The following is a 25,496-nucleotide window of genomic DNA, read 5'->3' as shown; positions in this document are numbered from 1 at the left end:
CCGCACGCGGCGCAGGCTGGCGCGCGCAGCACGCAGGCACGGCATGTACTCTCGTACGTGCCGGCCCGCGTGCTCGCCGCCAAGCGTGCGCCGCGTGCTGCGTTGTGGTGGCACGTTGCAGTGTCTGTCGCCCATGCGGTGCGGCAGTGGTTTTGAAAGAGACGAGGTGCGTGTGCTGAAGGTTTGGATGGGTTTGTTGTGTCTGATCGCGCTGCCGGTGAGTGCGGCCACCCCCACGGCCCCGGAGTTGCTGTTCCGGGTCTCGGCCGATCGCAGCCTGGAGGCCGATGTGGCCCGCGGCGATCGCGTCCCCAACTTCCGCGACAAGATCATGCTGGTGCCCACCGGCAAACGCGGCAATGCCATCGAATGGGCCGACGACGGCGTGCTGTCGTGGAATGCGCCCGGCAACCTCTACACCCAGCGCGGCACGCTCGGCTTCTTCTGGCGTTCGCGTTACCCGGTCGGCGAAGCGCCGTTCGTGATCTTCCGCGTCGGCTACGCCGACCACACCAGCTGGGACATGGCCTGGCTGCGCATCGACTGGAACGGCCACGGCTTCGACGCCTTCGTCACCGATGCCAACCTCGCGCGTACCCGCGTCTCCTTCAAGCTGGATAAAAACCCCAGCGCCAGCGCGTGGACCCATATCGCCTTTGCCTGGGACGAAACCCGCGGCGTACGCCTGTACGTAGACGGCAAAGAGGCCGCACGCGTGGACTGCGGTGCACCCTGCACCAACGGCGGTGCGCTCGATTACGATGCCGCACTCGACCAGTTCGGCCTCGCCGGCCGCGTCATGTCGCCGCATCAGGTGCAGAGCCGCTACAACTTTTTGCGCGGCAGCGATTTCGATGAGATCCGCATCTACGACCGCATGCTCGATGCCAACGGCGCCGCCGCACTGGCGCGTCTGCAAGAGCCCAGCACCGCCGAGCCGCCCACCCAGGCCGCGCAAAGCGCTGCTTTTCTGCATCGCTTCGGTTGGGACAACGGCCACGCACCGCCCGTGCTGGACGCACCGGTCACCAGCATCCGCAAGGTGGAATTCACCGACGCGCGCGACCTCAAGCAATGGATGTGGAAGGCCACCGACGGCATCGCCGAAACCACCTGGCCCGGCGTCTACAACCGCTCGCGTCTGCCGGGGCGCAACGATTACTTCCAGCTGCCCGACTGGAACACCTACGTCGAAGGCGGCAAGGCGCTGGACCTCACCCTGCCGGACGAGCCGGTCAACCGCATCGAGCTGCGCGGTGCCGCCTACGGCCAGGCCAGCTACGCCGCGCCCAATTCACCAGCGCAGCCGCTGTTCGAGCGCAAGCAAGGCGTGGTGCGCAGCGTGGACCAGTTCGCGCCACGCCGCGGCGGCACGCTGCGCTTTGCCAACACCGCGCAGGAAACCCCCATCCAGGAACTCTGGGCCTACAACGTGCAACCGGGCGAGGTGCCCAAAGGCAGCGCGCAACTCAGTTACACCGTGCGCAGCGACATCCAGCCCGACTACGACAACCTCTCCTCGCTGCGCGACTACATCGCCGGCCGTTACCCGCTGAGCGAGCGCCAGACCGTTATCGCGCTGCCCACCAAGGCACCGGCCCGCAAGCGCCCCAGCGACAAGACTGCTAACACCGCGCAGCACCCCATCGTGCACATCCTGGTGCCGTCCAGCCTGGGCGACCCGCCGCCAGACCAGGCGCTGATGCGCAGCTGGTCGTACGGCTGGGAAAACATGCACGACGGCCTGGACGGCATCGCCATCACCCTGCCGGCGCTGAACCTGCCGGCCACCCACAACGGCAGCATCCCGCTCAACATCCGCATCAAGGACCCCATCTGGCCCGCGCGCGACATGATCGATGTCTCGGTCGCGGTCACCCCCGGCCAGCCGCGCACACTGTGGCTGGACCTGCGCGACCGCATCTTGAGCAACGACAGCTTGATGCTCAGCATCGCCGCCGCTGCGCCCGGCTTCGATGCCGGCGCACTCGACGGCACCCAGTTGCAGCTGGTGTTCAAACCACGCGCCGAGGCCATCACCGAGCACGTCGCCGACCGCTTCAATCAGGTCAAGGACAACTGGGGCTTTTTGGTCGAAGAACACACCACCTCCAAGCGCCAACTGCTCTACAAGCGGCTGGACGCCGACATCACCGACCTGCTGCGCGTGGACCCGGACCACGCACTCGGCCGCCAGTACTGGAACGACATCAGCTACGCCAACCAGGGCACGCTGCCTGTCGAGATGCCTGCAGTGCCCAAGGGCGTGCCCGCCTGGGCGTTCTGGCAGCTGCAAGACCTCAGCGCCACGCGTCGCTACATCCGCTGGTGGATCGAGCAGCGCCAGGTGGCGTACGGCGATTTCGGCGGTGGCATCTCCGACGACTCCGACCTGGTGCAGCAATGGCCCGGCGTCGCCCTGATGGGCGTGGACCCGGACATCCTCAACGCCTCCATGCTGGCCTTGTCCGATGCCAACTATCGCAACGGCATGTTCACCAACGGCCTGTCCACCATCGAAACCGACGAGCTGCATTCCTACGAGGAGGGCATCAACCTCAACAGCGCCCTGCTGTATCTCAACTGGGGCGACCCGCGCACCGTCGAGCGCCTGATGGAAACGGTGAAAGCCTTCGACACCATCATCCAGGTCAACCCGCAAGGCCACCTGCTGTTTGCCAGCAACTGGTTTGGCGGCCGCAAGGTCTACCGCGAGCCCAACTGGCAATGGCAAAAGCCGTACTCGTTTCCTGTCGTGCACCCGGCCATCATCCTGGGCGGCTTTAATGCCGACCCCAACAGCCGCCGCATCGTCACCGGGCTGGCGGATGGCTACCTCGCCCATGCCTACACCAACGCCAAGGGCAACTGGGCCCTGCCCAACGAAATCAACTGGCAGACCGGCAAAACTCGCGGCGGCGAACTGTTCGAAGGCAGCGGCGGCGCCGACACCTTGCACACTTTCTGGGCCGCTTACCGCTTCACCGGCGACGAGCGCTATCTCAAACCGATTAACTACCGCGTCGCCAACAGCGGCCCCAATGGCCTGTCGCTGCTCAACGAAAACTTTCTCGACGTCATGGGCAAGCGCAGCGACTGGAGCGGCAAGCTGGTTGATGCCGCAAACAAAGAGGATGGCAGCGCACCTGACTTCCCGCACTTTGTTGCCTGGGAGCAAACCGGCAATCTCGATTATCTCGCCGCCATTTACCGCAGCGAGGCCAGAGAGAAACTGCAAAACTTCTACATGAACACCGAAGGCCACTGGTGGAGCGACCGCGTGGAATCCCCCACGGTCAACCTGCAACGCGCCCGCCTTGGCGGCGTGGCGCTCAAGCGCAACCAGACCTACCCCGGCCATACCGTGAGCTGGCGCTTCAACAACCCAGAGGCCGCCACGCAAGTAGCCATCGCCATCCCCGCACCCCGGCAAGACCGCTTCACCGTCATCGCCTACAACACCTCCAGTAAACCTCAGCGCGCCAGCATGACCGGCTGGAACGTCGCCCCAGGCCAATGGCGCATCACCCAAGGCGTGGACCGCGATGGCGACGGGAAGCTCGACAGCGCAACCAAGACGCGGGAACTGGCCTTCGAAAAAAGCGCCTCCATCGACATCGACTTCCCCGCAGCCCGCACCACCATCCTGCAGCTCGAACGCATCGCAGCCACCACCCCGGTCGAACTGCGCCCGGACCTGGGCATCGGCCACGGCGACGTACGCATGACCGCAGACGCCATCGAAGTGACCGTGCATAGCCTAGGCCATGCCGATGCACCGGCAGGGTTTGTGGCGTTGGAGGACGCGCGTGGCAAGGAGCTGGCAAGAACCGCGTTCCCGGCACTCGCCGCACCACGCAATCTGCAGCCAATCACCACGCAGGTGCGCCTGCCGCTAACCAACGCCGCAAACCTAAAAACCGCACAACTACGCGTCATCACCGATGGCAACGCCGCAGAAATTACCAGCCTCAACAATACGCTGTCGCTGCCAACCCCAACCACCGCACCAACGACAAAAAACAGCCCATAACCAACTCACCAATCCCTTCTCCCGCACGCGGGAGAAGGTGCCCGAAGGGCGGATGAGGGCAAAGCCGACAACACCAATGACCACTCTCGCAAGCGCATTGACGCAACCCAAAAACTCGGCGAGGATCAATGCACGCAGTATCTAATGCAGCCGGAAAGCCACACATTTCTTCAGGGGGAAGAACAATGTTGAGCAAGGCATGGAGCATCGTGGCACTGACTGTGGCCGCACTTGGCTTGTTTGCCCCAACAGCGCAAGCGCGCGTCAGGGTCGCCGGCACGCACCACACCACCAGTCACGGCGGTCACTACAGCGCAGGCCACGGCGCCTCGCATAAGGGTGGCAGCTACCGCAGCACCAGTACCAGCAACCACTATCGGCGTCACAAGTCCTAGCAGGCTTGCAGCCAACGCCACTCGGATGTGCAGCGTAATGCAAGAACCAGGACGCAAAGAATGCGCTATCAAAAACTCCTGAAGCTACTGGCTGGCCTCGCCGGTGTCATGCTCGCAGCTGCAGGCGCATTGCTGATAGCGTTGGTTTTAGCCGGCAAAGTACATGAGGGTGAGGCTGGTACCCTGATCAGCGGCATCGGATTTCTCTTGATGGCCGCTCCTGTGTTGGCAGTGCCGTTTTCTATCCGCGCAGCCAAGCGATTGCTGATGCTGACACTGTGCTGCCTCGCGGCACTCGCGATCTGGCTTTCCTTCTGGCCGAAAGAGGGTGTGACACCGACGCTACACCTGCGAGTCGCCGTCCTTGCATTTCCGGTGCTTCTGATGTTCCGCTTGCTTTTGGCTCGCCGTCGCAAGATGACGAAGCTTAGTACCGACAATTGATTCAAGCCACTGCTTTTGCGTGTTCCAGTTTTTTTGTCTCTGGATAAAAATATGGACCTCAGCGAATTTTCTCCGAAGCTCTTTTACAGATATCCGGTGTAATCGAAGATGTAAAAACTGGGCCAGGTTAACTTCAAAAAAGCTGACTGCATTTCATAGAAAATTGGATTAATTCAGGCGTTAGAACTCATGGCAAGCATCGGAATTATCTTGCGAGCAAGTGAAAAGCTGGACGAGTTACCTGACGACTGGGCTCCAGAGCCGCTTGGTTCAAGTGCAGATGTCCTGGCTGCAATCGAAAGTTGCGTGCCAGCTGACGATGCCAGCTTGGCATTAAATTTCCGAGTCGAGGAACCTGAGGATAGCGAGGAGCCGCGGACCATATCCGTATCAGGCGTCTGGGGTCAAAGAGAGTCTGCAATCTTGCAGAGGTTGTGCAATTTGCTTGGTGCCAGATTCTACGATGCCGAGACCGGGGATTTCATCGATATATGAATGCAAAAATTGATTCAAGACGAGCCCGAGAAAACGTGCTCAGGTTCACTTCGGAAGTCAACCTGGCCCCGTTCCTTACTGACCTTGTTTGCGCTGTCAAACCCGTGGATGAAGCGAAAGCAGTTAGTGCCTGCTATGGGGAGTGTGCGTCTATAACCGGGGAATTCCCACGGAAAGCGCCAGAAATGGCAAAACTCCGAAGATCCAAACGAGACTCTCCGGAACGATGCGACATCCCGCACTCTCAAGCCTCCTTGTTCAGACCTTCCTTAGAGTCAACCTGATACAATTTCACGGCGTTAGTCCTCAAAACAAACTCGGATAATGATGAGCTCAAGCAAAGAGAAAAATAGAGGACGTCTCATCGAATTAATCAGCCAAATACCGGCTAAGAAGAGCCCAGAGGGATGGGGTCATGTAGCTTCGATTGCGGTAGGTGGGCTTGCGTGCGTGGGGTTCTCCCGCGAGTTGCCTTGCCTTCTCGTTGTTTCCAGCTCGGGCCGTGGCGTCATTGATTGTAAAACAGGGGAAAAAGTTGAACGGGACTATGAAGAAAATGTGGGGCTAGATAAGCACGGACTACATTGTCAAGGCGTCGGAATTATAAAGGATGAGATTATTTCGCTTGGCGGGTTATACGGCGGCGGGTTGCCTCTCAGTAATGAGGCGGGTGAATCACTAGATGTCGTCTCACCTGAGTGGCCTGAAAGCTATCTAATTTTAAGTAAGCCAAATAAGAGTCTATTTTTTGAAGGGCATCAGTCCGGTTGTACCATCATGTACACGGGCTATCTAAGAGCATATGGATTTTCTTGGTGCGGAAATTATATTGTCGCTGCCTGCAGTAGTGATCTGGATATTTGGTCTAGAAAGTCCGTAATCTAGAAGTCGTATCCGCCGGGGTTACGAGGCTGATTTAATCTTCTAGTAACGTTGTTAGATTCAATTGCAGCCCATTTCACCCTGTTTTCCGGACTCCAAGAAGAACGGGGTCAGGTTCACTTAATGGGTTAACCTGACAGAGAAAAACGGGGTCAGGTGCACTTAATGAGTCAACCCGACCCCTTTTCCGCCATTTCCGTTACATCTCGCGCTGCATCAATCATGGCGCCGTCATTACCACGCTCCATCTCTTAATTTGTGGCCTGCTCGGCGCAGGCGGCAGTACTGGGGAGCATGATTTATCATCCCACCTTTGCGATCAATCACTGCCTAACAACTCATTAGAGCTGAAGGTGATTCGAAACTCGGCTTAACTCTAGCGGCGGGTATAAAAATGATTGCGCTTAGAATCTTAAAGAAAATCGTTGTTGTCGTGTGTCTTGGAGCACCGGTTCTATGCTTCGCCGGTCGGCCTATAGTGAGTGATCTTTCGCTTTCCGGGCTGACCTATTCATCAGAAATGATTGCGGTTGTTACTGCAGTAGCCCCCGAAGCTATCTTGAAAAGAGAGTACGGGTGTGCTTCCTATGAATGGAATTTGTCCGTCATCGCAGTTATCAAGAATGCCCCGGGATTCAATGTAAAGCCCGGTCAAAAAATCCACGTCCGAAATAACGTCATGTACTATCAGGATTGCGTGCTTCGCCAAGGAAACATGACGAGCGGCGCTTCTTTCATGGCAAATATGTACACTCCATCCGCGCCAAATGCGCCACGAAGCAGGCGATTTATCGTATTTCTTGAGCCAAGCGATTGCGGATACCAGTTAAAGGCGCACGCCGGATATGAATCAATAACCAAACGGTCGGAAGTTGAGAGGCTGGCTAGTAAGCAAGCAATTGAGTACAAAAGGTGGATTCGCGCGAATCCGTCAAAAAGTGCGCTCTCGCCGGTACGCTGAGTTTTGACGTTAGGCGGTGGCCGAGAAAATGTGCTGATGGATGGCTTCGTGGCGGTGACCTGCCCGACAGAGCCGTACCAGTTGAAGTTGTAACGTGAGCCTGATTCCTTTAGTTGCGAAGCGCGGCACGATTCGGTAGTTAGCCAGCCAAACTCGAGAACGATTGAGACCAATGAGCCGATCAATCATTGCTTTCTTAGCATTTGGTCTCATGCTTGCAACAGGGCCGTTGTGCGCAGAGAATGCCAAAGCGAAAAATGAGTCAAGAGAGCTTTCCACCGTGGCGTTGCCGCCCGAACTTGATCGGGTACTCCGCGACTATGAGCGCGCATGGCGTAAGGGCGACGCAGGTGCGCTTGCTGCGTTATTTGCGGAAGATGGCTTTTTGCTACAGAGCGATCGTCCTCCAATCCGGGGCAGGGCAGCTATTGAAGCGGCCTATGAAGGTAGCAGCGGAGGCCCGCTGCGTCTGCGCTCACTCGGTTTTTCCGTAGAAGGTAATGTCGCCTACATCATAGGTGCGTACGGCTACGGAGATGCACCCGGCGACATAGGAAAGTTCACCCTCACGCTGCATCGAGCTCCCGGCAAGCCGTGGTTGATCTTCTCGGATATGGACAATCTCAATTCCTCGACCAAACGATAGTCCGCTGCATGGTACGAGGCGAGTAAACAAGGTGGAGCGATCTACATGTTCTTCGTAGTGGCCGCACTCAAAAAAAAACCGTCACTTTGTAGCTCGGAGCAGTTGACATCCCAACAAACCCGCAGCAATCTCTACCACAAGGAGCGTAGAAACTCCTCTAAGAGCGGTACCCACCTCCGTCAAACCGGTGGGTTTTTTGTGCCTGCAGCATCTTGCGGGTGCAACCGACGCGATGCCTGCGTCGGGAGGGCGGCTAATACAACACCCTTCGGGGAAATACGCCCGCCGACTCTTAGCGGTTTCTAACCTCCCGACATCCCGTCGCCACCCGGCGGCGGGGCCTGTTCGTCAAGGAGGGCTTTGCCATGCGTCGATCCACGTCCCGTCCCAAGCCTGCGCGCCAGCGCGCCACGGTGCCACAGCCCACCGAGATCGGCTGGCACTCGCTCGACCCCTCGATCACCCCGCGGCCCTACCTCGAACGCAACCCCATCCCCGAGCCCCGCCCCGATCCCAGCAAGCCGCGCCGCCCCGGCCACCCGCGTGCCCCCCACCACTGCACCGTCGGCTACGGCTACTACCCCGACAGCCACCAACGAATCCCAACGCTGCGCCTACGCGGCCGCTGGCTGGAACAACTCGGCTTCACCATCGGCAGCAAACTCCACATCCGCTTGCGCAACGGCGAGCTAGTCGTCAGCGTGGTAGCTGCTGAATGACCAGCCAACTGCTCCTATACCCGTATGATGAGTGGTAGGAGAACTCGCTTCGGGGATGACTGCAAAGCTGGCATGCTTGGTACATATTCGGTATCGGAACCAGATACGGAAAAATTTTTCAAACGCAGGAGTCAGAGATTGTAATTTTTGGAACGTTCGATCCCTGTGCCATATTATTTGATTTTAGCGAGAGTCCATAGGGGCTCATCTAGGTTAAACGTCCTCCGAGCATTTGAGGTTCCCGGCATACTTGGTTCTCATGACTATATCCCTTGTGACTTATCGCATCGCAGCTATTTTAATCGTTCCAGTCTTGTTCTTTGCTGTCCTCTATCTTCCTTTTGTTGGTGTGGAGTTTTTCATACGGAACGCCCAGCCTGGGGACCGGGAGGCCATGAGCTGGGCATTTGGGTTGTCTATGATAATTTGGCTGCCAGCCTTCACTGCGCTTGCGGCTTGGCTTTCATACAAAGTTGGACGTTTGATGTGGCACAAAAAGTAGCAAAGCATTCAGTCATCAGTGCCATGTTTTCGATGCCCGAATGATGATAAAGCCGCGCTGACGCAATGCCTGCGTCGGGAGGGCGGTTGACAACCCCCTTCGGGGAAATGCGCCTGCCGGCTCTAAGCGGTTTCTAACCTCCCGACATCCCGTCCCCACCCGGCGACGCGGCCTACTCGTCGAGGGAGGGGCTTTGCCATGCTTCGCGTCCCATCCCGTTCCACATCAGCACGCAAGCGCACCACGGAGCCGCCGCCCCGCGAGATCGGCTGGCACTCGCTGCATCCCTCGGTCAAGCCGCGGCCCTAAGTCGAGCCCACCCCAACCCCGCCCGCACGCCACGGCCACCCACGTGCCCCGCACACTGCACTGTCGGCTAAGGCCATTACGCCGCCAGCCACCAACGCATCCCCACCCTCCGCCTACGTGGCCGCTGGCTGGAACAACTCGGCTTCACCATCGGCAGCAAACTCCACATCCGCTTGCGCAACGGCGAGCTGGTCGTCAGCGTGTTCGATGAGGATGAGCAAGATATGGAAGCAAGTGACCCCCGATGATTGACTATCGCGAGTGCCCATCCGAGGATTGCCTGATGTCGTGTTCGTACGGCTTGTAGCAATCAATTGCCAAAGATCGCAATAACACACTGCTTAATCGGAGAATTTGGATGGAAACTAGGCTGTCGGCGTATGATTTCTATATTGTTGTTTCGATGGTCGATGTTGTCACTTGGGTTGGGAGCGGCGAACGAGATTTTTCCGTCAACAGCCAACTTAAAAAAGCAATACAAGAGCTCGGGATCAAAGTCGATCTCGCTGGCCTCTACATAGAATATTTCGATCGCACTAAGATCGGAACCGGGGATGTTTACTACTATCAAAAAGAAGAAAGCCATACCGTTTTCGCTATAGACCTATACAAAGATTTGACTGATCAACTAGACATTGTTCAGATGGCCATCTTATGTGATAGCGGCATTGCCGCGAAGGTAAGAGGGAAGTTGCGAGAATTTTTCGATAACGCATCTTGCAAATTTATTTATGAGGAGGCGCACTTCTCATCCCGGGCACGCGATCTGGTTGATTTCGAAAAGTACCCACGTCTGATGGCCGATTCGGGCTACAGGAAAAATATCTTAAGGAACTAGGTGTCTTCGTAAGGTCTGTATGCTGAAGACAGCGCCATTTCTGAAAAGTTTGCTGCTTAGTTGTGCCGGTCAAACCGAGACATGCCTGCCTTGAGAAGGCTGGTGACAACATCTTCCAAGAAATACGTTGGTCGGCGACTTGTGGTCTCCAACCTGCCGACATCCCATCGCCAACCGGCGACCGGGCCTGTTCGTCAAGGAGGGCTTTGCCATGCTTCGATCCACATCCCGCTCCACGCCCACGCGAAAGCGCGCCACGGTGCCACGCACGCCGAGATCGGCTGGCACTCGCTCGACTTCTCGACCAAGCCGCGGTCCTACCGCAAGCGCACATCCAAGCCCCGCACCGAATCCAGCACGCCGCGCCGCCCCGGCTACCCACGTGCCCCACAACACTGCACCGTCGGCTACGACAAAGGAAGGACGCAGTCAGGTTCACTCTGTACTTCGATCTGGCTCCGTTTGCTGGGCGTTAGACCGCATATGATTAGGTGTAACAGCATGGGCTCGCAAGGATGCGGCCTAAACCCTGTTGGCAGCGGCAGGTGCATATCTGGAAAAACGGTGAACTTCAAACGCCTGTGGCGATTGACTGCTGTCAGGAAGTTCGCGAGGATCGGTTTATACCGTGCTTAGGCGGTGCATTAATCCTTAGACACATGAAGAAATTACTCGCACTCTTGAGCCTGATCTTTCTGGCAGCGTGCACATCGGATGTTGTGGAGAGCAACTACGCCACTCTCGCCGAAGCTCGCGCTGACCAACTCTTCGGTCGCGGATGGCTGCCCGACGTGCTGCCCGCTTCAGCCTTCAATATCCGCACCAGTAACAACCTCGACCTGAATCAATCGGAGGGCGAGTTCTCCTTCCGCCCGGACGACTCAGGCGATCTTTTCCAAAAGTTGCACAGAGGTCCTCCCGGCACAGTGCCGTACCCTGAGTACTCGGCTAACATCTCGGCGCAAGCACGTCTTGGCTACTCGGTTTGGTCCTTGCAGATGGAGCAAGAAACGTGGGTGTTCTTCTGTCGTGCATCGGAGGGGCGCTGCCTCTACACCATGTGGCTTGACCAGCAAGCGCCTAACAATTCGAGGAACAGGGGGCAGGTTCACTCAAGAAATCAGCCTGACCCCGCTGCCTGAAACCTCGACCAAGCCGCGCCCCTATCTCGAGCGCACCCCAACCCCCGAGCCCCACACTGAAACTAGCAAGCCGCGCCGCCCAGGACACCAGCGTGCCACGCATCACCGCACCGTCGGCTACGCCTATTACCCCGCCATCGACCAACGCATCCCTACGCCGCGCCTACGCACCCCTGGCTGGAACAACTCGGCTTCACCATCGGCAGCAAACTCCCCATCCGCCTAGGCAACGGCGGGTTGGTGATTAGCGTGGTATCCGCATACTGAATCTGCCGCCGGAAGAAAGCGCGCTGGGTGCGTAGCCATGGCTGGAAAAAAAAGACATACTGATGCTAGTGTTGATCGTTGCAGCAATGGCTCTGCCGTGAAATCGACCATTGATGACGTCGAAGTACAGCGGCACGCTGAAGGACCCGGGCGAAACTATGGAACTGACGATAGAATTTGAAAGTTGTACCGATTAATGAGTTGGAGGATTGATGAGTTCCAACGTATTTCTCCACAAGTTTCGTCAGGGTCGCGAACTAGCGATGCCCTTCGATGAAGCTATCGAATTTCTAGCTGGCTATGGAACCCCTGGCAACGGGGATTATAGAAGTCATGTAACCTTTCCTCCAGATGAGATTGCAGAACTAGCGCATGTTGTCGGCGACGAAGTGAGGGGTGCTCTTTGCATTGCGTTCAATCGCCCTTTCATCAATGATCAATTTCGCGCACTTGTATTCGATGCAATGCAGAAGTTCGGTCTCGCAGCGTACGAAGACACTTTTGATTGGGTGTATGTTCTACCGGCTTCGGATGGCGATGTGCCTCAAGCGCTTTTAGATGAGTTGTCGAACGGGGGCCGCGAAGTCAGCACGGCAAGGCACCTGTGGCAGGAGCGGGTATAGGCTCCTAAGGATAAGCGTTTTCTAATTTATCCACCGCGACTACCCTACGGCGCGGGCTGCTGCTAGTAACGATTGACATGGAGCAGGAAGTCAATGAGGATCACGTCATACCACGCTTAAGCGATCCAATGATGGATAGGAAGCTAATGATTTCCCTCCCCATTTGCTATGGATTCCTGACTTATTGGCTAACCCACTCTTGGCAGTCAACCCAATTCGCGAACGAATTTTTTGGGTATCGCTATCGCGACCTTCCGATTCTTTTTCTCTCTATTGCGCCGTGGGTAATTGCTTATTTTCCGCTTCGTACCAGCCTGCCAAGGCCTTCGCTATTCTCCCGCGCACTTCTCGTAACTGCATCATGCCTGCTTCTTCTTAACATCGCGTATCACGCGTACTACACTAGTCGCGCATTCGCCACGACATTCGAGCCGCGGTTAATTGACAGACTGGATTTCTGGCTTAGATTATTGGCTAGCTTCGCCAAGCCTGTAGTATTGCTCGCTTGCATCATCTATCCAATATTTGCTGTTATCACAATACTGAAAGGCAGACGTCCTGATGGATCCACAATGATGGCGTCAGGCTCACTTAAAGATCAACCTGGTTCCGTTCCCGAAGCTAACTTGCACAGGGCGAGGCCGATCACGCGATCACGCGCTACGGGCGCAGGCCGCCTAAAATACTAGACATTGGGCCTTTGGGAGTATGGAGCCATCATGACCGATCCGAATCTACAACTAACACCTGAGGAAAAGGCCTCGTTGGAACAAGATGCTCGCATTATGGGTCTTGTAAAAGAGGTCAACTCAGCTCAACAAAGCTCATTTGCATCCATATTTGCCGATTCCATCCCAATGAGCGCACTTCAGTATTGGTCAGTAATTCGAAAACCTGACGCAATCGCACATTTGAAGCAAGCTATTGCTGCCGGTAATGATGTCAACGAGCACCGGGGCGATGGATACACAGCCCTTCACGGAGCCGCCGAGAATGGATGTGTCGATAACGTTAAGCTGCTTCTTGCCTGCGGCGCAGATATCACAATTAAGACAGCGACCGGCAAAACCGCGCTTGATTTTGCTACGCAGCAAGGACACGACACGATGTTGCGCCTACTGGAACAGGCCGCTCCTTCGAAGCCCGATAAACCATGGTGGAAGTTTTGGTAGTCACATAAAGAACTGGTTTAGGTTCAATCAAGAAGTCAACCTTATCGGTTTCCCGGTCAAGGTCTCCTCCAGTGGCTTGTCTCCCTCGCGTTTCAGCTAGTCCTGCTTTGAATGGCGAAGCCGTCGCTCGGCATGGGACGGCCTCCAGGACGTCCGAGTTACCTCGGTCTAAGCAAAGGGAGGAACGTGGCGCATTGATTGACCGTGATATTCTTTCCACTTGGATCTCGCAACCAGTAAATACCTGCAATGACCCTGAGCTCTAACAATTCGTGCAACCCGACGCGCTTCGCGGCGCGGCTTGACTTATATATCGGCCAGTCATGAGAGATCCGGCGCGCATTGATCAAGTACTGGCGCTACTCGAAGAGGTTTGGCGCAGAGACCCAGACCTACGGCTAGGTCAGCTTATCTATAACGCTGCTCGCCTGCGCGAGCCGCAGCTTTTTGATGTTTTTTCGATCGAAGATTCAATACTGCAGGACGGCTTGATCCGTTACTTGGAATAATTGCAGGGAACTGGATCAGATTTACTTAAGTAAATCTGATCCAGTTCCCTGACCCAATTCCCTCTACACAGCTGAAAGTGACGAGATTTAAATGATTGCTGCGATTGACCTTGGCTGGGGAGTCGGCGAGGATTACGTTATGCCGCGCTTAGGCGGTACAATAGGAGTCCGGAATTAGGGGGAGTCCGTAGTGACCGATTACTTTGATCCCTTGGTGGCTAGGCGTCGCTATGAAATCCAAGACTCTGAGAGTCTGATTCGCATTGCATTTCTTAGTCCCGAGGGCTATGTGCCTGCTGCTATTGAGCTAGCGCGGGAAGAGCTGTCTAAGCGAGGGATCTCTGACAGAGAGCATCCCGTTGTGGCTCTGGAGTCAGCTGAGTTGCAAAAGGAAAATGCGGTGGAAGTTGAGGTATCGAATGCTCCTCTTGGCGTTCTTGGCAAAGCCGTCTGCTTCATCTTTGCGGATCTTCTTGCAATCATCATCTCGCTTGTCAACTTCGCCATCGGGAAAAAGCAGGCAGGGATGGATGCTCTCGCGTGGATGGCGTTCGGCTGGATTCCGCGCCTTCTCTTGATTGCGGCATTGTCCTTCAGATAATCATGGCGAAGAACGGGGCCAGATTCACTTAGGCATCAGCTCCCGTTACTTGTCGATCAATGGCTGCTAGCAGTTTGATGATGATAAGTGCGGGTACGTCATCGCCTCAAAGCGATGGAACAGGGCCGCGCTGTTGTTGTTCCTGCAAGCGCTGCTGGTCCACTGCCAGCTCTTGCATGCGCTCCTGCGCTAGTCGCTGGTTGACAGATTCCAGTTGGGTATAGCTCTCTTGAACAGGCCGAACCGCAGCGTCGGCCGTTGGCATATGAGCGCGCAACATGGCTGGATCCTTTGGATCGCCTTGCACTACAAACAAGGTCTGGGCAGCGGTCGAGTCTTTGATCTTTTCGCTGAGCAACACGTGGTCTACCCCGGTTAGTCAATTTTCTTTGGCTAGCGTCAGCAGACTCGCTGTCATCCGTTCACTTGTCGCGTCAAACGTGCGGCCGTTGGCTTCATCTAACTGCTCCACTTTGCTTCGGATCTGCTGATGCATGGCATGGTCCGGATGCCCCGTTTCTGCAGGGGTCAATGTGCGGCTTGGCTCATTTGGTGCCGCCAGATTGGGAGTGAAGCGTCCTCGTTAACTCGATCCATTTGGAAGTAGAGTTCCATCCCAAGGAGCTCTGTATGAAGAAGTCGAAGTTCACCGAAGAACAGATGGTTCGGATCCTCAAAGAAGTCGAGGCCGGTGCAAGGGTTGGCGAGACCTGCCGCAAGCACGGGATCAGCGAGCCGACCTATTACGTCTGGAAGTCCAAGCGACAAACGGGGCCAAGTTCACTTCTCGAGATAAGTCAGCTAAATAAGGGCTTGCTCTGTTCGGTGTTGCTGGAGTTGCCTGCCTCCAGCACCAGATCGCTAGCCGAATCCAGGCTCAGCGTGTCGCCGGCCTTGAGGTTGCCCTGCACGATGCGCAGGTCGCCTTCGGTGGTTTTCAGGCGCACATTGCCACCACCGGTGATGGTCGAACCTTGCGAAATCTGGCTGCTGCTGTTGAAGCTGCTCTCGTTGGTGGCGAAACCCACGCCCGCTTCGACACTGAGTAAAGAACCGCTACCCGCGCCACCGGCCCCGGCCATGCTGCTGATCGCACTGGCCGACTGATACGCATTCGCCGCCGCCGCCATGCCCTGCATCGCGCCCAAGCGCCCATCGGACTGACGCGCATCGTCCACGTTGTTGATCAGATCGATCAGCGGGGATTTGATGCGCGCGAACGCGCCGATCTTGAGGTCGTCGTCCTTCTGCGAGGCGGAGCTGCTCTGGTTGGCGGTCAGCAGCTGGATCGAGGCTGCGGTGATGTCCACGTCCTTGGCTGCGACCACGTTGCTGGCCGACTGCGTATACGTGCCGCCTGCGGTCAGGCTCACATTGCCGCCCAGGCTGCCGACAGTGCTGGCCACCTGCGCGACCTGGGCGTTGTCGTCGAAGTGGTTCTTCTTGTTGTAGCCGGCAAAACGCTCGGTGTCGGAAATGACCACCGTGCCGATGCCCTTGCTGGTGGACTGATTGGTATTGCCCAGGATGTCCTGGCCACTCTGGATGGTCAGATCGCCCGCCGCACGCATGCTGACATTGCCTTGCGCCGCGACATTGCTTGCGGTCAGCGTGATGTCGCCCTGCGTGGTGGTCAGGCTGGCATTGCCGCCCACCGACAACTGAGTGCCGGTGATGGTGTCGGTCTGGCCGTTGCCGGTGCTGGCGTTGCCGCTGGACTGGGTCTTGTGTGCGACATCGAAAACGATGTCCTTGCTGGCGAGCAGCAAGGCGTTGCCTTCGGCCGAATGCAGGGTCAGATTGACTTATTAACTACACCTGACCCCGTTCTTACTCCACCCATTTCTTACTCAATACCATTCAAATATGTTCCCTTTTCCTCGCATCACCCAGCCAAATCACCAACCAAAAGTTTTCTTAGTAGTTCCCCGGCAGTATTTATCTCGCTGGTGGACAGCGGCGTATAGCTAACCACAATTAACACACCTCCGGCCAATTCCGACGCCTCCTCAACGTGCCCTTTGAGACAGCTAATAATCTGCTGAGGACTTTTCCCAAATGCGCGAAGACACAATTCCCCATCAAAATAATTAACCGCACTTATGCGGAAAACACCATCTCTCCCGTTAACATCTTTTTTTGTAGCATCGCATGCAGCGACTACTGCGGGCCAGTCACTTCTAGTAACCGACCAATCATGCAGCGCGGCTCTATAGGCACCAAAAGCACTTACGTATGCAGGGAAAATTATTTTCAACAAGTCGGAATAATAAATTTCAGCATTCGAAAGCTCAAAAAATAGGGAGTCATCAAATTGAGCATTATCCTCTAGATATTTTTCATTTCTAAGAGAGTACGTAACTTGGCCCTTTATTCCCTTTGGCAGGAATTTATCTAAAGAAACAGAAATAACAAGCTCGTCTTCAATATCGGGAACTTCTACAGCATCGGCCAGATCCCATGGCTTGCCTAAGCCGGACAGCTTCTCGAGAAAATTTTTGTGCCGCTTTTCAATCGACTCTGAAAATTTTGGCCTGTGACGAAACTCAAGCTTATACGTAGTCATTAAGGTGCAACCCTCACAGTAATTTTTCTTATATTTTGCTCGATTGACGCCGGCATTCACCGCCGCCTGGGTGCTGTTTTGCTTGGTAACGCTGGCGAAGTCGCCATTGACCTTATTCCTGCTATAGCTCGCGTCAGGGTTGTGTCGTTGCCGCTGATGATCGTTGCGGTCTTGCCTGCAGACAGGTGGCTGTTGCGTTGGATAATGTCTCCGCCGTCGGCCTTGCCACGCGAGCCGCTTGCGCTTCAAGAAATGGCGAAGCTAAACATTGATGTGAAAAATATTTTTTTATTCTATTGATGAGAGGAAGCCATTTACTACTTCCGAGATTTCATTCTTTGTTAAATAAGCCTCATATATGACGAGGGGTAACAGATCTTCCCATTGCAGTACACCCGCTGAGTCTAGCTTCTGACGGCTCACCTGCGCTCCAACTAATCTCACCTGATCTCTATACGAGACTGAAAAAACATAAGCGCCGCCGTCTTCCAGGTTAAAAGTGGATGCTTTGTATTTTTCGTCAGATTCAGGATATTCTTCAGCTTCATTAAGGTTTTGAGGCAGTGCTAACTCCATCATTTCATTGAAAGCATCTAATGATGAGGAATGGAATATGCGTTCATTTTCAGGGAATGCTATGAGTGGGTGATTAAAGTCGAAGCAAACCGCATCACCGCCAAGAGTTGCTACTCTAAGCTTTTCAGGGAATATTTCGCCGTCAATGATGAAGTGAAAGATTCCATTCACATAGCTTTCTGGGTCAGTCCATTCACTCACAGGAGCAGCGAGGATTGCGAACTTATGTGGGTTTCCAAAGATCATGATTCTCCATCATCGATTAGATCTAGCAAGTGCTTTTATAGCATCGGATCTGTCACTGACTACTGTACCAAAAATCGCCATTGAACTTGTTGCCGCTAAGTTTTTGCTGCAGCTGGCGTTGGCATTGAAGCCACCCCGAAGGTTGCGCTGCCACCCATCGCCTTGCGCTTGCTGCTAAACATCTAATATCCCTACAGGCTAATAATGCATTGTGTGATGGCCTTCATTATGTTGGCTCGCCTGGTCAAAAAAAACGGATGACACAGCAGTAATGCCAGCGGCAATTTGACTAGTCATAAAACTGGTCAAATTAATCCCGCAAGTGCTGTGATTATTACGGAATAATCCACTTGTGAAAATTTTTGGATATCTTCACTTTCTCCAAAATCTAAAAATTTCCTTTAGCCAACTAAACTCCTTCTTTTTTGTATCCTTCTTGGGCTCAAAAGGAGATGGGACATCATGGTATCGAGGGCTTCGGCCGTCTGAAACAAGATCGGCAGGATAAAATGGCATCTCGACGCATGCACTGTCGTCTATCTGATATATTTTTGCGGCGATTGCTGCCTCAACGCACCAGCAGCCATGATAACTCCCCTGCATGCCAAATGACTCATCGGCGCAGGACTTCCACCAGTATGGCGTACGATGTGCAGGCGGGACACTTTTGGGCCCTGCATCGCGCAAACTCAAAAACCATCCTGAAATAAAATTCTTCAAACTCAGCGATTGGTTTTCATCTTGGTTGATCATTACATTCAAGAGCGAACTGTACGCCTTTGGAAAACAAACTTTAGATCCTATAATTCTTCCAGGAGATTTGTAATTAATGATTCGATCAAGGACGGCATCTTCACCCTCATTGCCAACCAAATTGACTAGTCGTTGCCACTGGGGGGCAGGTAGTTTCAAAAGCATAGAAAATGCTATAAGGCGGAAGCAAAATGAATAAAAATCAATATTAAGCTCCCATGAATTTCTAGTTCGTCTGGTGTCTTCGTCCCAGACGTCGCTACCCAATTTGACGGATTTTTCCCAAGCATCCAGCAGTACATCGAATCTTTCAATTATTAAATCGATATCGTCTCCACGCGAGTAACGATAAAGCATCAGATTAGATGCTTTTATTGCTATCTCGAATAGAAATTGAGGCAAATACTCCGGGTTAGGAAAAGGCTCGCTAGCTTGCTCGAGCATTTTTGCTACGTTCTTTTCATGAAAATCTATCCATGTGTTCCAATACAGAATTGAACCCTTGGGATCTCTTTTCAATTTTATTCTCCATGTCATAGATGAGGTGGATTTATGGTTTATGTCACCAACTAATAATGGTGGCTCATCCATTTGATCCGGCGAAGATTTCCAATAAATAATAATCTAAGTGACTAAATCTGGTCTGTGACCTCCTACGCCGTGTTAGGCTTTGGCAGAACCGGAAGATTCAGCTTTGGGTGGAAAAGAGAATCGGGCGGTGAACTCGGCCGGTGAGACATTGCCGATCAAGCAGTGCGTACGGAAATGATTGTAATCGACCCTACAGTTTTCGATCTTTTCACGGGCGGCGTTGAGCGACAGGAAACAGTGCGTGTTGAGGCACTCGTCCCGGAAGCTGCCATTGCACGATTCGATGAACGGGTTGTCGGTTGGTTTGCCGGGTCGGGAATAATCCATGGTTACGCCGTTGTCCTAGGACCAGCGATCCATCACCATCGAGATGAACTTGCTGCCATTGTCGGTCTGGATGCATTGCGGCAGGTTACGTTCCGGCCGCTAGCGTCAGGTCCTTGCCGGCACCGATGTCCAAGGCGCCAATGGTCAGTTGGTTGCCCGCGCGGATGACGAAATTGCCATCGGTCGGGCCAACAGACTGCGTCATCTGAATTGGCTAACGCCCGCCGAGTTCCGTGATCAATATCAAACGCGGGATTTTAATTTTTGCTTGCGTTGAATTAGGGGTTGGGCGACAGTCGATATATGCTATTGATCGCAACACTTACTTGTGCTGCATGCAGAAAATAGATGATCTGCTCTTCGGGAAAGCGCTTTTTCACGTCTAATCTGATCGGGGTGCGGCAATGGATATTCAGGCTGACGTGCCCCTCAAATTCAGTGAGAGGTAGAGCGGATATTTAAAATTAAACATTGTCTAGCCAGTCTGTTGACTTAACTTTAAAAGAATCTTTCACCATTTCAATATATCTTTTTTTATGCCTTTCAAGGTACTCGTCATCCGTTTTTATTCTGATAGCCTTGCCCTCGCATTCCAATGATAGCGACGTAATTTTTATCTTTTTTGGATAATTACTTAATAATAGGCCCTCTGCCTTCGCTCTGTGGAATATGGAGCTCCTACAACCGCCACCTAGTATCGGAACCTCTTCCATTATTGAAAATATTATCTCGGGACGTGATATTTCAATTGGCTCTTCGGATTTCTCTTCGTCGTAATGGTTCTCCGGAACCAAATAAATTTTACTTCCAATTATCGTAACCATGCGTTCAGTATATAAGTAACATAAATTATTTATGGCTGTTCTCCTGGATTCTTTGATAGGCATTGGCCGCGGCAGCCATGTTCTGCATGGTACTGAGCCGCCAATCGGACTTGCGCGCATCGTCCACGTTGTTGATCAGATCGATCAGCGGGGATTTGATGCGCGCGAACCTATTCAGCAACTAAAAATACCAAAGGTAGGGTGTGTTAATCTTCTTCAAAAGGCAAAAGTTGGCAAAAGCTAACAGCAGGCCCATACCCATGCTCACCAGAATATCTATTGATTACAAAATCATGAGAAGGAAATTTCTTCTTAAGAACCATGTCCCAAGAAGTTGCAACTGCTTCAGCGAGGCTGTCAAAAACAGCCTTATCCACGTCATCTTGATAGCCAGCAAAAATGTCGTATAAATGGACGGAATTTACAAAGCCCTGCAACTTCGCCATATTATTTTCGAACTCCGTTGCCCATGTAGAAATCTGCTTTTCGTCGAAGCGAAACTCCAAAAAAACAAAATTCTTGAATATTACAAGATCGGGTAAAATAATCTTACAGAATATTAAGGCTTCTTCCGGACTCCCTTCGCTTGATAGAAAAGAAAATACGTCTACATCTTCATTACCCCAGGACGTCTTCCATCTTTGATATTTTTTCATACCATCCAGCTTGCCGATAACATTCAGATTTTTCATAAGATTTCGCTCGGCTTAGATTTTCTTGGAAATTCTGTAATGACCCATCGGTTTCTGCACAGGTCAGGTGGTTAATGTAGCGGCATAGGCTTGGTCAGGCTTCATCATCTTCAGTGCCTGATGGGGCCGCTGCCGGTTGTAGAACCCAATCTAGCCGCCAATGACGCGTAGGGCGTGGGCCAGGCTCTCGAACCGGTGCCGATGAACGCACTGTTTCTTGAGCGTTCGGATGACGCGCTCGACCATTCCGTTCTGCTGCGGATAGTGTGGAGTGATGAACTCCTGCTTCAGGCCGTAGCCGGCTACCAAGCGGGTGTAGTCGCGGCTGGTGAAGACCAGGCCATTGTCCGAGCGCAGCAGGAACCGCTCCTTTACCTTGCACAGCGTGCCGAAGCGGGTGATCAGCGCCAGCTCCAAGGCGGCCACGAGTGCTGGCCCTTCCTGTGCGCGAAAGCTGCCAGCCCAGCAATTGCCGGGTATGGCAATCGATCACCAGGGCCAGGCTCGGCCAGCCGTCCTTGCCGCCCCAGGCCCGGCACAGGTAGGTGGCCCCGCGTTGGTTCGTCGCGCTGGCCACCTAGGGCAAGGTCTCGATCCCCGGTCGGCCCGTTTGCGCACCTGCCAGCAACTGATCTGAAAGATCCGCTGCACCGTGTGCTTGTTCATCCCCAACAGTCCGGCCACCGTCCGATATCCGAACGACGGCTCGGCCTCGATCATGGCTTTGATCGGTTCGGCCAGCTCCGGCTTCACCTTCGGCGCTGCCTTGCGCGGCGTGTGGTACAAGCTGCGCCGGGCCACACCGAACCAGCGGCACAGCTCGACCATCGAGACGTCGAACCCGTCTTCCTTCAGGCCCTGCTGGATCGAGACCTTCAGCTCTCGTCCTTGCCCACCAGGGCTGCCAACTTTTTTCGGGCGCCCAGTTCCAGCATGGCTTCGCCGTAGGCTTCCTCCAGGTCCTTGAGCTGGTGCTTGCGCACGTCTTCAGGTTTGGCCCGCAGCGCGTTCTCCAGCCCGCGCTTACCTTACTCGACTCACCTTCGATCTCATTGGGCGTCAGGTCGAACTGCCGGCTGGCCAAGGCCACCGTCGTCTTCCCCTGGATGATCTCCAGCACCAGCGCCGACTTGCGTCGGGCCGTCCAGCGCTTGATCTGTTATTCGTCCATCACTGCACTCATCAATGTCCCCTCTGAAAACTAACACCTGAGCAGAGTGTCGGTGGATCATTACACGGGGATCATCGCCGTAAAGGGTTTGGGTCAAGTACTTTGCCGCCAATTCACCACCGGCCCCTGCCAACGCGCCGCCGGTCATGGACGCGCCGTTTACTTCGGCAAGTACCGCGCCAAGCACCGCATGCGATACCAACTGCAATGCGGCCGCATCGATCCGATCCGCCGTAACCACGGCACCGCGCAGCGTCGTGTCGCCCTTGGAGGTCAGCACGACGTTCTTGCCCGCTAACTGGGTGTTTTCCCAGGTCGTGCTTTGCGCGTTCGAATTGTGGCTACCGGCGCTGGCCTGCACATAGGCGTACACACCGGTTTGCGCACCGACCCCGACTTCGAAGCCGGCATTGCTGCCCTTGCTTTGCTCGGAGCCAACGGATTGGCCGGCTTCCAACACCAGGTCCCGCGCCGAATCCAGGCTCAGCGTGTCGCCGGCTTTGAGGTTGCCCTGCACGATGTGCAGGTCGCCTTCGGTGGTTTTCAGGCTGACGTTGCCGCCACCGGTGATGGTGGAGCCAAGCGATGTCTGACTATTACTATTGAAGCTGCTTTCGCTGGTGGCAAAGCCGACGCCGGCCTCGATGCTCAGAATCGTGCCGCTCTTGGCGGCCTTGACGCTTTGATAGGCATTGGCCGCAGCGGCCATGTTCTGCATGGTACTGAGCCGCCCATCCGACTGACGCGCATCGTCCACGTTGTTAATCAGATCGATCAGCGGCGACTTGATGCGCGCGAACGCGCCGATCTTCAGAATACAGCGATGCTCTTTTAATAGGTATAAAACACTTTAACTCTAGAAATTTATCTAACGGAACTTGTGCAGTAATTAAAGCCCTCGCGTACTGCAGCACCTAGCTCAGTATCGGTTAGCCCAAGTGGAAAACGCAAAACATAGGGCCCCTTATCTTTTTTCACAGTATAACTACCTAGGGAATTCTGGTGCGTGGGTTGAATTTCGATTTCTTCATTCACAGTTACAGTGCATATACTCGTTTTCTTCTGCATAGACTTTTTTGATTTGTGTGCGTAATTTTTCATGGCAAATGCATCTCTCTCTTGAGATATTCTCTCAATTTCGCCCGAATGAAAAATTTCTTGGAAGACTTCAGTACTGACGGATTTGCTCTTTTCGAGAGCAGAGCGCAGTGCGCGTCCTAATTCAATGTCCGCAACATTAGGGTCTAAATATAGCGACGGAGCATCTGGATCAGCATAAAAAAACATGCCTTGAGACATAGTTATTATTCTGAAGAAATCTTTGTTAAAGGACACTTCTGCCATCTTATTGCTGACTTTCATTGCACTTAAAATTCCCGGCAATAATTCTGATTAACTTCTTTTCTGCACAAACTCCGCGTCGCTGGTTTCCTCATTCTGCGATGTATTAGAGCGATAGCTGCTGGTATTACACGAGCGATGTGGCCGGTTTGCCGCTTCGAACTGGATAGGGCTAATGCCACCAAGCTGGCTGCATCGACGGATTTGATTGTATAAGTCTTCTATAGAATAGGATGCGTCTAGCGGAAATCATATTAATAAAATTCGACTAGAAAGCTGGGATTGAAAAAAAACAATATGCGAAAAGTAACCAGCTACCTATGCATAAGTTGCGTTCAACTTTAAGGAAGACCTTTGTTCGCCACCACGATGCAAAGAAAACAAGAGTAATCACAGGCAGCATGGCCAATGCAGGAATAATAAAAATTAAATCCGTAACATGGTTTAAAAAGTCAGCTAACATTTGGCACGGCTTTCCAGTGCATGCGCCCAGGCGCATGCCGAGAGTCATTCTTACTGCGGCAAGCGTCCAGTAGGAAAAACAAAGAAAATTAAGTATTAGACGAAATATTTTCATTGTACGGGGCGCCAATTACAATCAAATTATTATAAATCATCTCATCGGAAATTGCAGCTTGGACCAATCAATTACGGGCGGATAGGTCTCTACTCCGTAAACTTCGGGTGTAACTTTGTTCGTTTTATTCAGTGAGATCGTTACCGGCGGCCAGCACCACGCTGCCCGCGGCCTGCACGGTGGTGCCGAGGTGGGTAATCTCGCTGTTGCGCTGGAAGTTACGGCCGTTGGCATTGGTGTCGGTGGTGTGGGAGAGCGGTGTACTCAGGTTACCGAAGATTGATTAGGGGTATGGAATTAATCACCATGCACAAATCCAGGTCGAGAAACTTTGGGCATATCTTCATAGGCTTTCAATATCACTTCTAGAGGATTTAATTTATTTTCGCGATCCCAGTAAACAATCTTCAGCCAAATAGCCGCTGTTGTGAACAGCCCACGTCCAAGCCAATTATCCTGCAGATTGAGACGGAGAATCTTTCTACCCGCTTTCAACAAGTCCTCTTTTTCAAAGAATCTTAGGCCAGCTGCGTCAAGACAAATCGCATATACAAAGTCGTTTGGCTTTGCCACCTTGGACAAGGTAAAGGGTGTTTTAATTTCCCGCCATTTTTCATACATATTAATAGCAGCCTCATGCTCGCCACATTGGTAGCAAAAAGCCATATAGTCGTCCAAGCCATAATGACGAATCTCCTTCGTTGTCCATGGCTGCTTCTGAAAGGACCAACGGGCTTCTTCACAGCTTCGAGAAAGATTCCAGGACGACTTGTCATCCGATCCAGTTTCTAACCAGTTAAGGATTGCCTTGGCCGAATTCAGCGTAACTCGGTGTGCATTAGGATCTGTTCCAAAGTGCTCGTCTTCCCCTCTCTCTATTGCTCTGTCGATCCAGATGTTGGACTCACGAATTACTGGACCAATCTCAACGTGGAGCCCCACAAGCCACGCGGCTAGAACAACGTCAACCTGGTGTGCGACAGCGTTCCCTGGAAAAGGGTGGCTCGCATAGTCGTAATCCAGACAAAATTTAAGCATTTCTGGTTCAAACATTTGAAATCTTGTTTTAACTGGATTAAAAGTCATTGAGCAATCCTCATAACTGCTTATTGCCGCTAAATCTTATGGTGGTGGAATTTTTAGAATTTCCTGATCCTGCAGTATTGGCCATAAAATTACCAAGCGTCGAGTTTTGAATTGCTTTTGCTTTTATACCAAGCACGGCATGCGACAGCCCCTGCAACACGGCATTAGGATCGCTGCCGTGGTTCTGATCGAAGGTCTTGCCGATCAG

The 25,496-nt window shown here is 53.6% G+C and carries 26 protein-coding genes and 3 pseudogenes; 15 read left to right on the top strand and 14 right to left on the bottom strand.

The features are described from left to right. Nucleotides 1-187: 187 nt before the first annotated feature. From ABQZ00_RS22460 to ABQZ00_RS22400, 14 genes are all read left to right on the top strand, one after another. On the top strand, nucleotides 188-4,033 hold the full coding sequence (locus tag ABQZ00_RS22460) for a LamG-like jellyroll fold domain-containing protein (protein ID WP_323539220.1): 3,846 nt from the start codon (nucleotides 188-190) through the stop codon (nucleotides 4,031-4,033). A gap of 185 nt (nucleotides 4,034-4,218) precedes the next feature. Beyond that, nucleotides 4,219-4,428, top strand: coding sequence for a hypothetical protein (locus ABQZ00_RS22455; RefSeq protein ID WP_323539221.1), 210 nt, complete (start codon nucleotides 4,219-4,221; stop codon nucleotides 4,426-4,428). A 60-nt stretch (nucleotides 4,429-4,488) separates the two neighbouring features. Beyond that, nucleotides 4,489-4,872: a hypothetical protein gene (locus ABQZ00_RS22450; RefSeq protein WP_323539222.1), complete on the top strand. Its 384-nt coding sequence runs from the start codon at nucleotides 4,489-4,491 to the stop codon at nucleotides 4,870-4,872. Nucleotides 4,873-5,694: 822 nt separating this feature from the next. Then, nucleotides 5,695-6,252 carry a hypothetical protein gene (locus ABQZ00_RS22445; protein WP_323539223.1) on the top strand — a complete coding sequence of 186 codons (558 nt, stop codon included), beginning with the start codon at nucleotides 5,695-5,697 and terminating at the stop codon, nucleotides 6,250-6,252. 475 nt (nucleotides 6,253-6,727) lie between these two features. Then, complete coding sequence (locus tag ABQZ00_RS22440; RefSeq protein ID WP_323539224.1) at nucleotides 6,728-7,210, top strand: hypothetical protein; 483 nt, start codon at nucleotides 6,728-6,730, stop codon at nucleotides 7,208-7,210. Between the two features lie 172 nt (nucleotides 7,211-7,382). Then, the gene (locus tag ABQZ00_RS22435) at nucleotides 7,383-7,856 is read left to right on the top strand and encodes a YybH family protein (RefSeq protein WP_323539225.1); all 474 of its coding nucleotides are present in this window, start codon (nucleotides 7,383-7,385) and stop codon (nucleotides 7,854-7,856) included. Nucleotides 7,857-8,221: 365 nt separating this feature from the next. Next, nucleotides 8,222-8,575, top strand: coding sequence for a SymE family type I addiction module toxin (locus ABQZ00_RS22430; protein ID WP_323539226.1), 354 nt, complete (start codon nucleotides 8,222-8,224; stop codon nucleotides 8,573-8,575). A 909-nt stretch (nucleotides 8,576-9,484) separates the two neighbouring features. Then, complete coding sequence (locus ABQZ00_RS23925) at nucleotides 9,485-9,634, top strand: SymE family type I addiction module toxin (protein WP_323539623.1); 150 nt, start codon at nucleotides 9,485-9,487, stop codon at nucleotides 9,632-9,634. Between the two features lie 110 nt (nucleotides 9,635-9,744). Then, nucleotides 9,745-10,224: a hypothetical protein gene (locus ABQZ00_RS22425; protein WP_323539227.1), complete on the top strand. Its 480-nt coding sequence runs from the start codon at nucleotides 9,745-9,747 to the stop codon at nucleotides 10,222-10,224. A 659-nt stretch (nucleotides 10,225-10,883) separates the two neighbouring features. Further along, complete coding sequence (locus tag ABQZ00_RS22420; protein ID WP_323539254.1) at nucleotides 10,884-11,366, top strand: YbbD-related protein; 483 nt, start codon at nucleotides 10,884-10,886, stop codon at nucleotides 11,364-11,366. A gap of 177 nt (nucleotides 11,367-11,543) precedes the next feature. Then, complete coding sequence (locus tag ABQZ00_RS23920; RefSeq protein ID WP_503064317.1) at nucleotides 11,544-11,633, top strand: SymE family type I addiction module toxin; 90 nt, start codon at nucleotides 11,544-11,546, stop codon at nucleotides 11,631-11,633. Between the two features lie 212 nt (nucleotides 11,634-11,845). Then, nucleotides 11,846-12,256 carry a hypothetical protein gene (locus ABQZ00_RS22410; RefSeq protein WP_323539228.1) on the top strand — a complete coding sequence of 137 codons (411 nt, stop codon included), beginning with the start codon at nucleotides 11,846-11,848 and terminating at the stop codon, nucleotides 12,254-12,256. 719 nt (nucleotides 12,257-12,975) lie between these two features. Next, nucleotides 12,976-13,428, top strand: a complete 453-nt coding sequence (locus tag ABQZ00_RS22405) for an ankyrin repeat domain-containing protein (protein WP_323539229.1) — start codon at nucleotides 12,976-12,978, stop codon at nucleotides 13,426-13,428. A gap of 699 nt (nucleotides 13,429-14,127) precedes the next feature. After that, nucleotides 14,128-14,538, top strand: a complete 411-nt coding sequence (locus ABQZ00_RS22400) for a hypothetical protein (RefSeq protein WP_323539230.1) — start codon at nucleotides 14,128-14,130, stop codon at nucleotides 14,536-14,538. 106 nt (nucleotides 14,539-14,644) lie between these two features. Here the strand turns inward: ABQZ00_RS22400 and ABQZ00_RS22395 are convergent. Continuing rightward, a pseudogene (locus ABQZ00_RS22395) lies at nucleotides 14,645-15,121 on the bottom strand (XVIPCD domain-containing protein); the annotation flags it as partial. A 47-nt stretch (nucleotides 15,122-15,168) separates the two neighbouring features. Between ABQZ00_RS22395 and ABQZ00_RS22390 the strand changes: the two are divergent. Then, nucleotides 15,169-15,300 (top strand): annotated as a pseudogene (locus tag ABQZ00_RS22390) (transposase); the annotation flags it as partial. 35 nt (nucleotides 15,301-15,335) lie between these two features. Here the strand turns inward: ABQZ00_RS22390 and ABQZ00_RS22385 are convergent. From ABQZ00_RS22385 to ABQZ00_RS22320, 13 genes and pseudogenes are all read right to left on the bottom strand, one after another. Next, nucleotides 15,336-16,307, bottom strand: a complete 972-nt coding sequence (locus tag ABQZ00_RS22385) for a hemagglutinin repeat-containing protein (protein ID WP_323539231.1) — start codon at nucleotides 16,305-16,307, stop codon at nucleotides 15,336-15,338. Nucleotides 16,308-16,423: 116 nt separating this feature from the next. After that, nucleotides 16,424-17,353, bottom strand: coding sequence for a hypothetical protein (locus tag ABQZ00_RS22380; protein ID WP_323539232.1), 930 nt, complete (start codon nucleotides 17,351-17,353; stop codon nucleotides 16,424-16,426). 39 nt (nucleotides 17,354-17,392) lie between these two features. Then, nucleotides 17,393-17,926: an Imm42 family immunity protein gene (locus ABQZ00_RS22375; protein ID WP_323539233.1), complete on the bottom strand. Its 534-nt coding sequence runs from the start codon at nucleotides 17,924-17,926 to the stop codon at nucleotides 17,393-17,395. A 372-nt stretch (nucleotides 17,927-18,298) separates the two neighbouring features. Next, nucleotides 18,299-19,198 (bottom strand): PoNe immunity protein domain-containing protein, encoded by a 900-nt coding sequence (locus ABQZ00_RS22370; protein WP_323539234.1) that lies wholly within the window; start codon nucleotides 19,196-19,198, stop codon nucleotides 18,299-18,301. A 144-nt stretch (nucleotides 19,199-19,342) separates the two neighbouring features. Further along, a pseudogene (locus ABQZ00_RS22365) lies at nucleotides 19,343-19,681 on the bottom strand (integrase core domain-containing protein); the annotation flags it as partial. A gap of 380 nt (nucleotides 19,682-20,061) precedes the next feature. Next, the gene (locus ABQZ00_RS22360) at nucleotides 20,062-20,484 is read right to left on the bottom strand and encodes a hypothetical protein (protein ID WP_323539235.1); all 423 of its coding nucleotides are present in this window, start codon (nucleotides 20,482-20,484) and stop codon (nucleotides 20,062-20,064) included. Next, nucleotides 20,447-20,602 carry a hypothetical protein gene (locus ABQZ00_RS22355; RefSeq protein ID WP_323539236.1) on the bottom strand — a complete coding sequence of 52 codons (156 nt, stop codon included), beginning with the start codon at nucleotides 20,600-20,602 and terminating at the stop codon, nucleotides 20,447-20,449. Before ABQZ00_RS22355 ends, ABQZ00_RS22360 begins: the two co-directional genes overlap by 38 nt. Nucleotides 20,603-20,627: 25 nt before the next feature. Beyond that, the gene (locus ABQZ00_RS22350) at nucleotides 20,628-21,113 is read right to left on the bottom strand and encodes a hypothetical protein (RefSeq protein WP_323539237.1); all 486 of its coding nucleotides are present in this window, start codon (nucleotides 21,111-21,113) and stop codon (nucleotides 20,628-20,630) included. Nucleotides 21,114-21,263: 150 nt separating this feature from the next. Further along, nucleotides 21,264-21,539, bottom strand: coding sequence for an integrase core domain-containing protein (locus tag ABQZ00_RS22345; protein ID WP_323539238.1), 276 nt, complete (start codon nucleotides 21,537-21,539; stop codon nucleotides 21,264-21,266). 623 nt (nucleotides 21,540-22,162) lie between these two features. Further along, the gene (locus tag ABQZ00_RS22335; protein ID WP_323539239.1) at nucleotides 22,163-23,041 is read right to left on the bottom strand and encodes a hemagglutinin repeat-containing protein; all 879 of its coding nucleotides are present in this window, start codon (nucleotides 23,039-23,041) and stop codon (nucleotides 22,163-22,165) included. Nucleotides 23,042-23,148: 107 nt separating this feature from the next. Next, nucleotides 23,149-23,646: a contact-dependent growth inhibition system immunity protein gene (locus tag ABQZ00_RS22330; protein WP_323539240.1), complete on the bottom strand. Its 498-nt coding sequence runs from the start codon at nucleotides 23,644-23,646 to the stop codon at nucleotides 23,149-23,151. Between the two features lie 853 nt (nucleotides 23,647-24,499). Next, a complete protein-coding gene (locus ABQZ00_RS22325) occupies nucleotides 24,500-25,288 on the bottom strand; it encodes a hypothetical protein (RefSeq protein WP_153066102.1) in 789 nt (262 codons plus the stop codon). Nucleotides 25,289-25,298: 10 nt separating this feature from the next. Next, nucleotides 25,299-25,496, bottom strand: a 198-nt coding sequence (locus ABQZ00_RS22320; RefSeq protein ID WP_323539241.1) for a hypothetical protein, incomplete at its 5' end; no start/stop codon positions are given.

Origin of the sequence: Xanthomonas sp. WHRI 10204 (genome assembly GCF_040202875.1) — a bacterium.
Lineage (GTDB): Bacteria > Pseudomonadota > Gammaproteobacteria > Xanthomonadales > Xanthomonadaceae > Xanthomonas.
The sequence above is the reverse complement of the archived record's forward strand: the minus strand, read 5'-3'. Positions and strand labels throughout refer to the sequence as shown.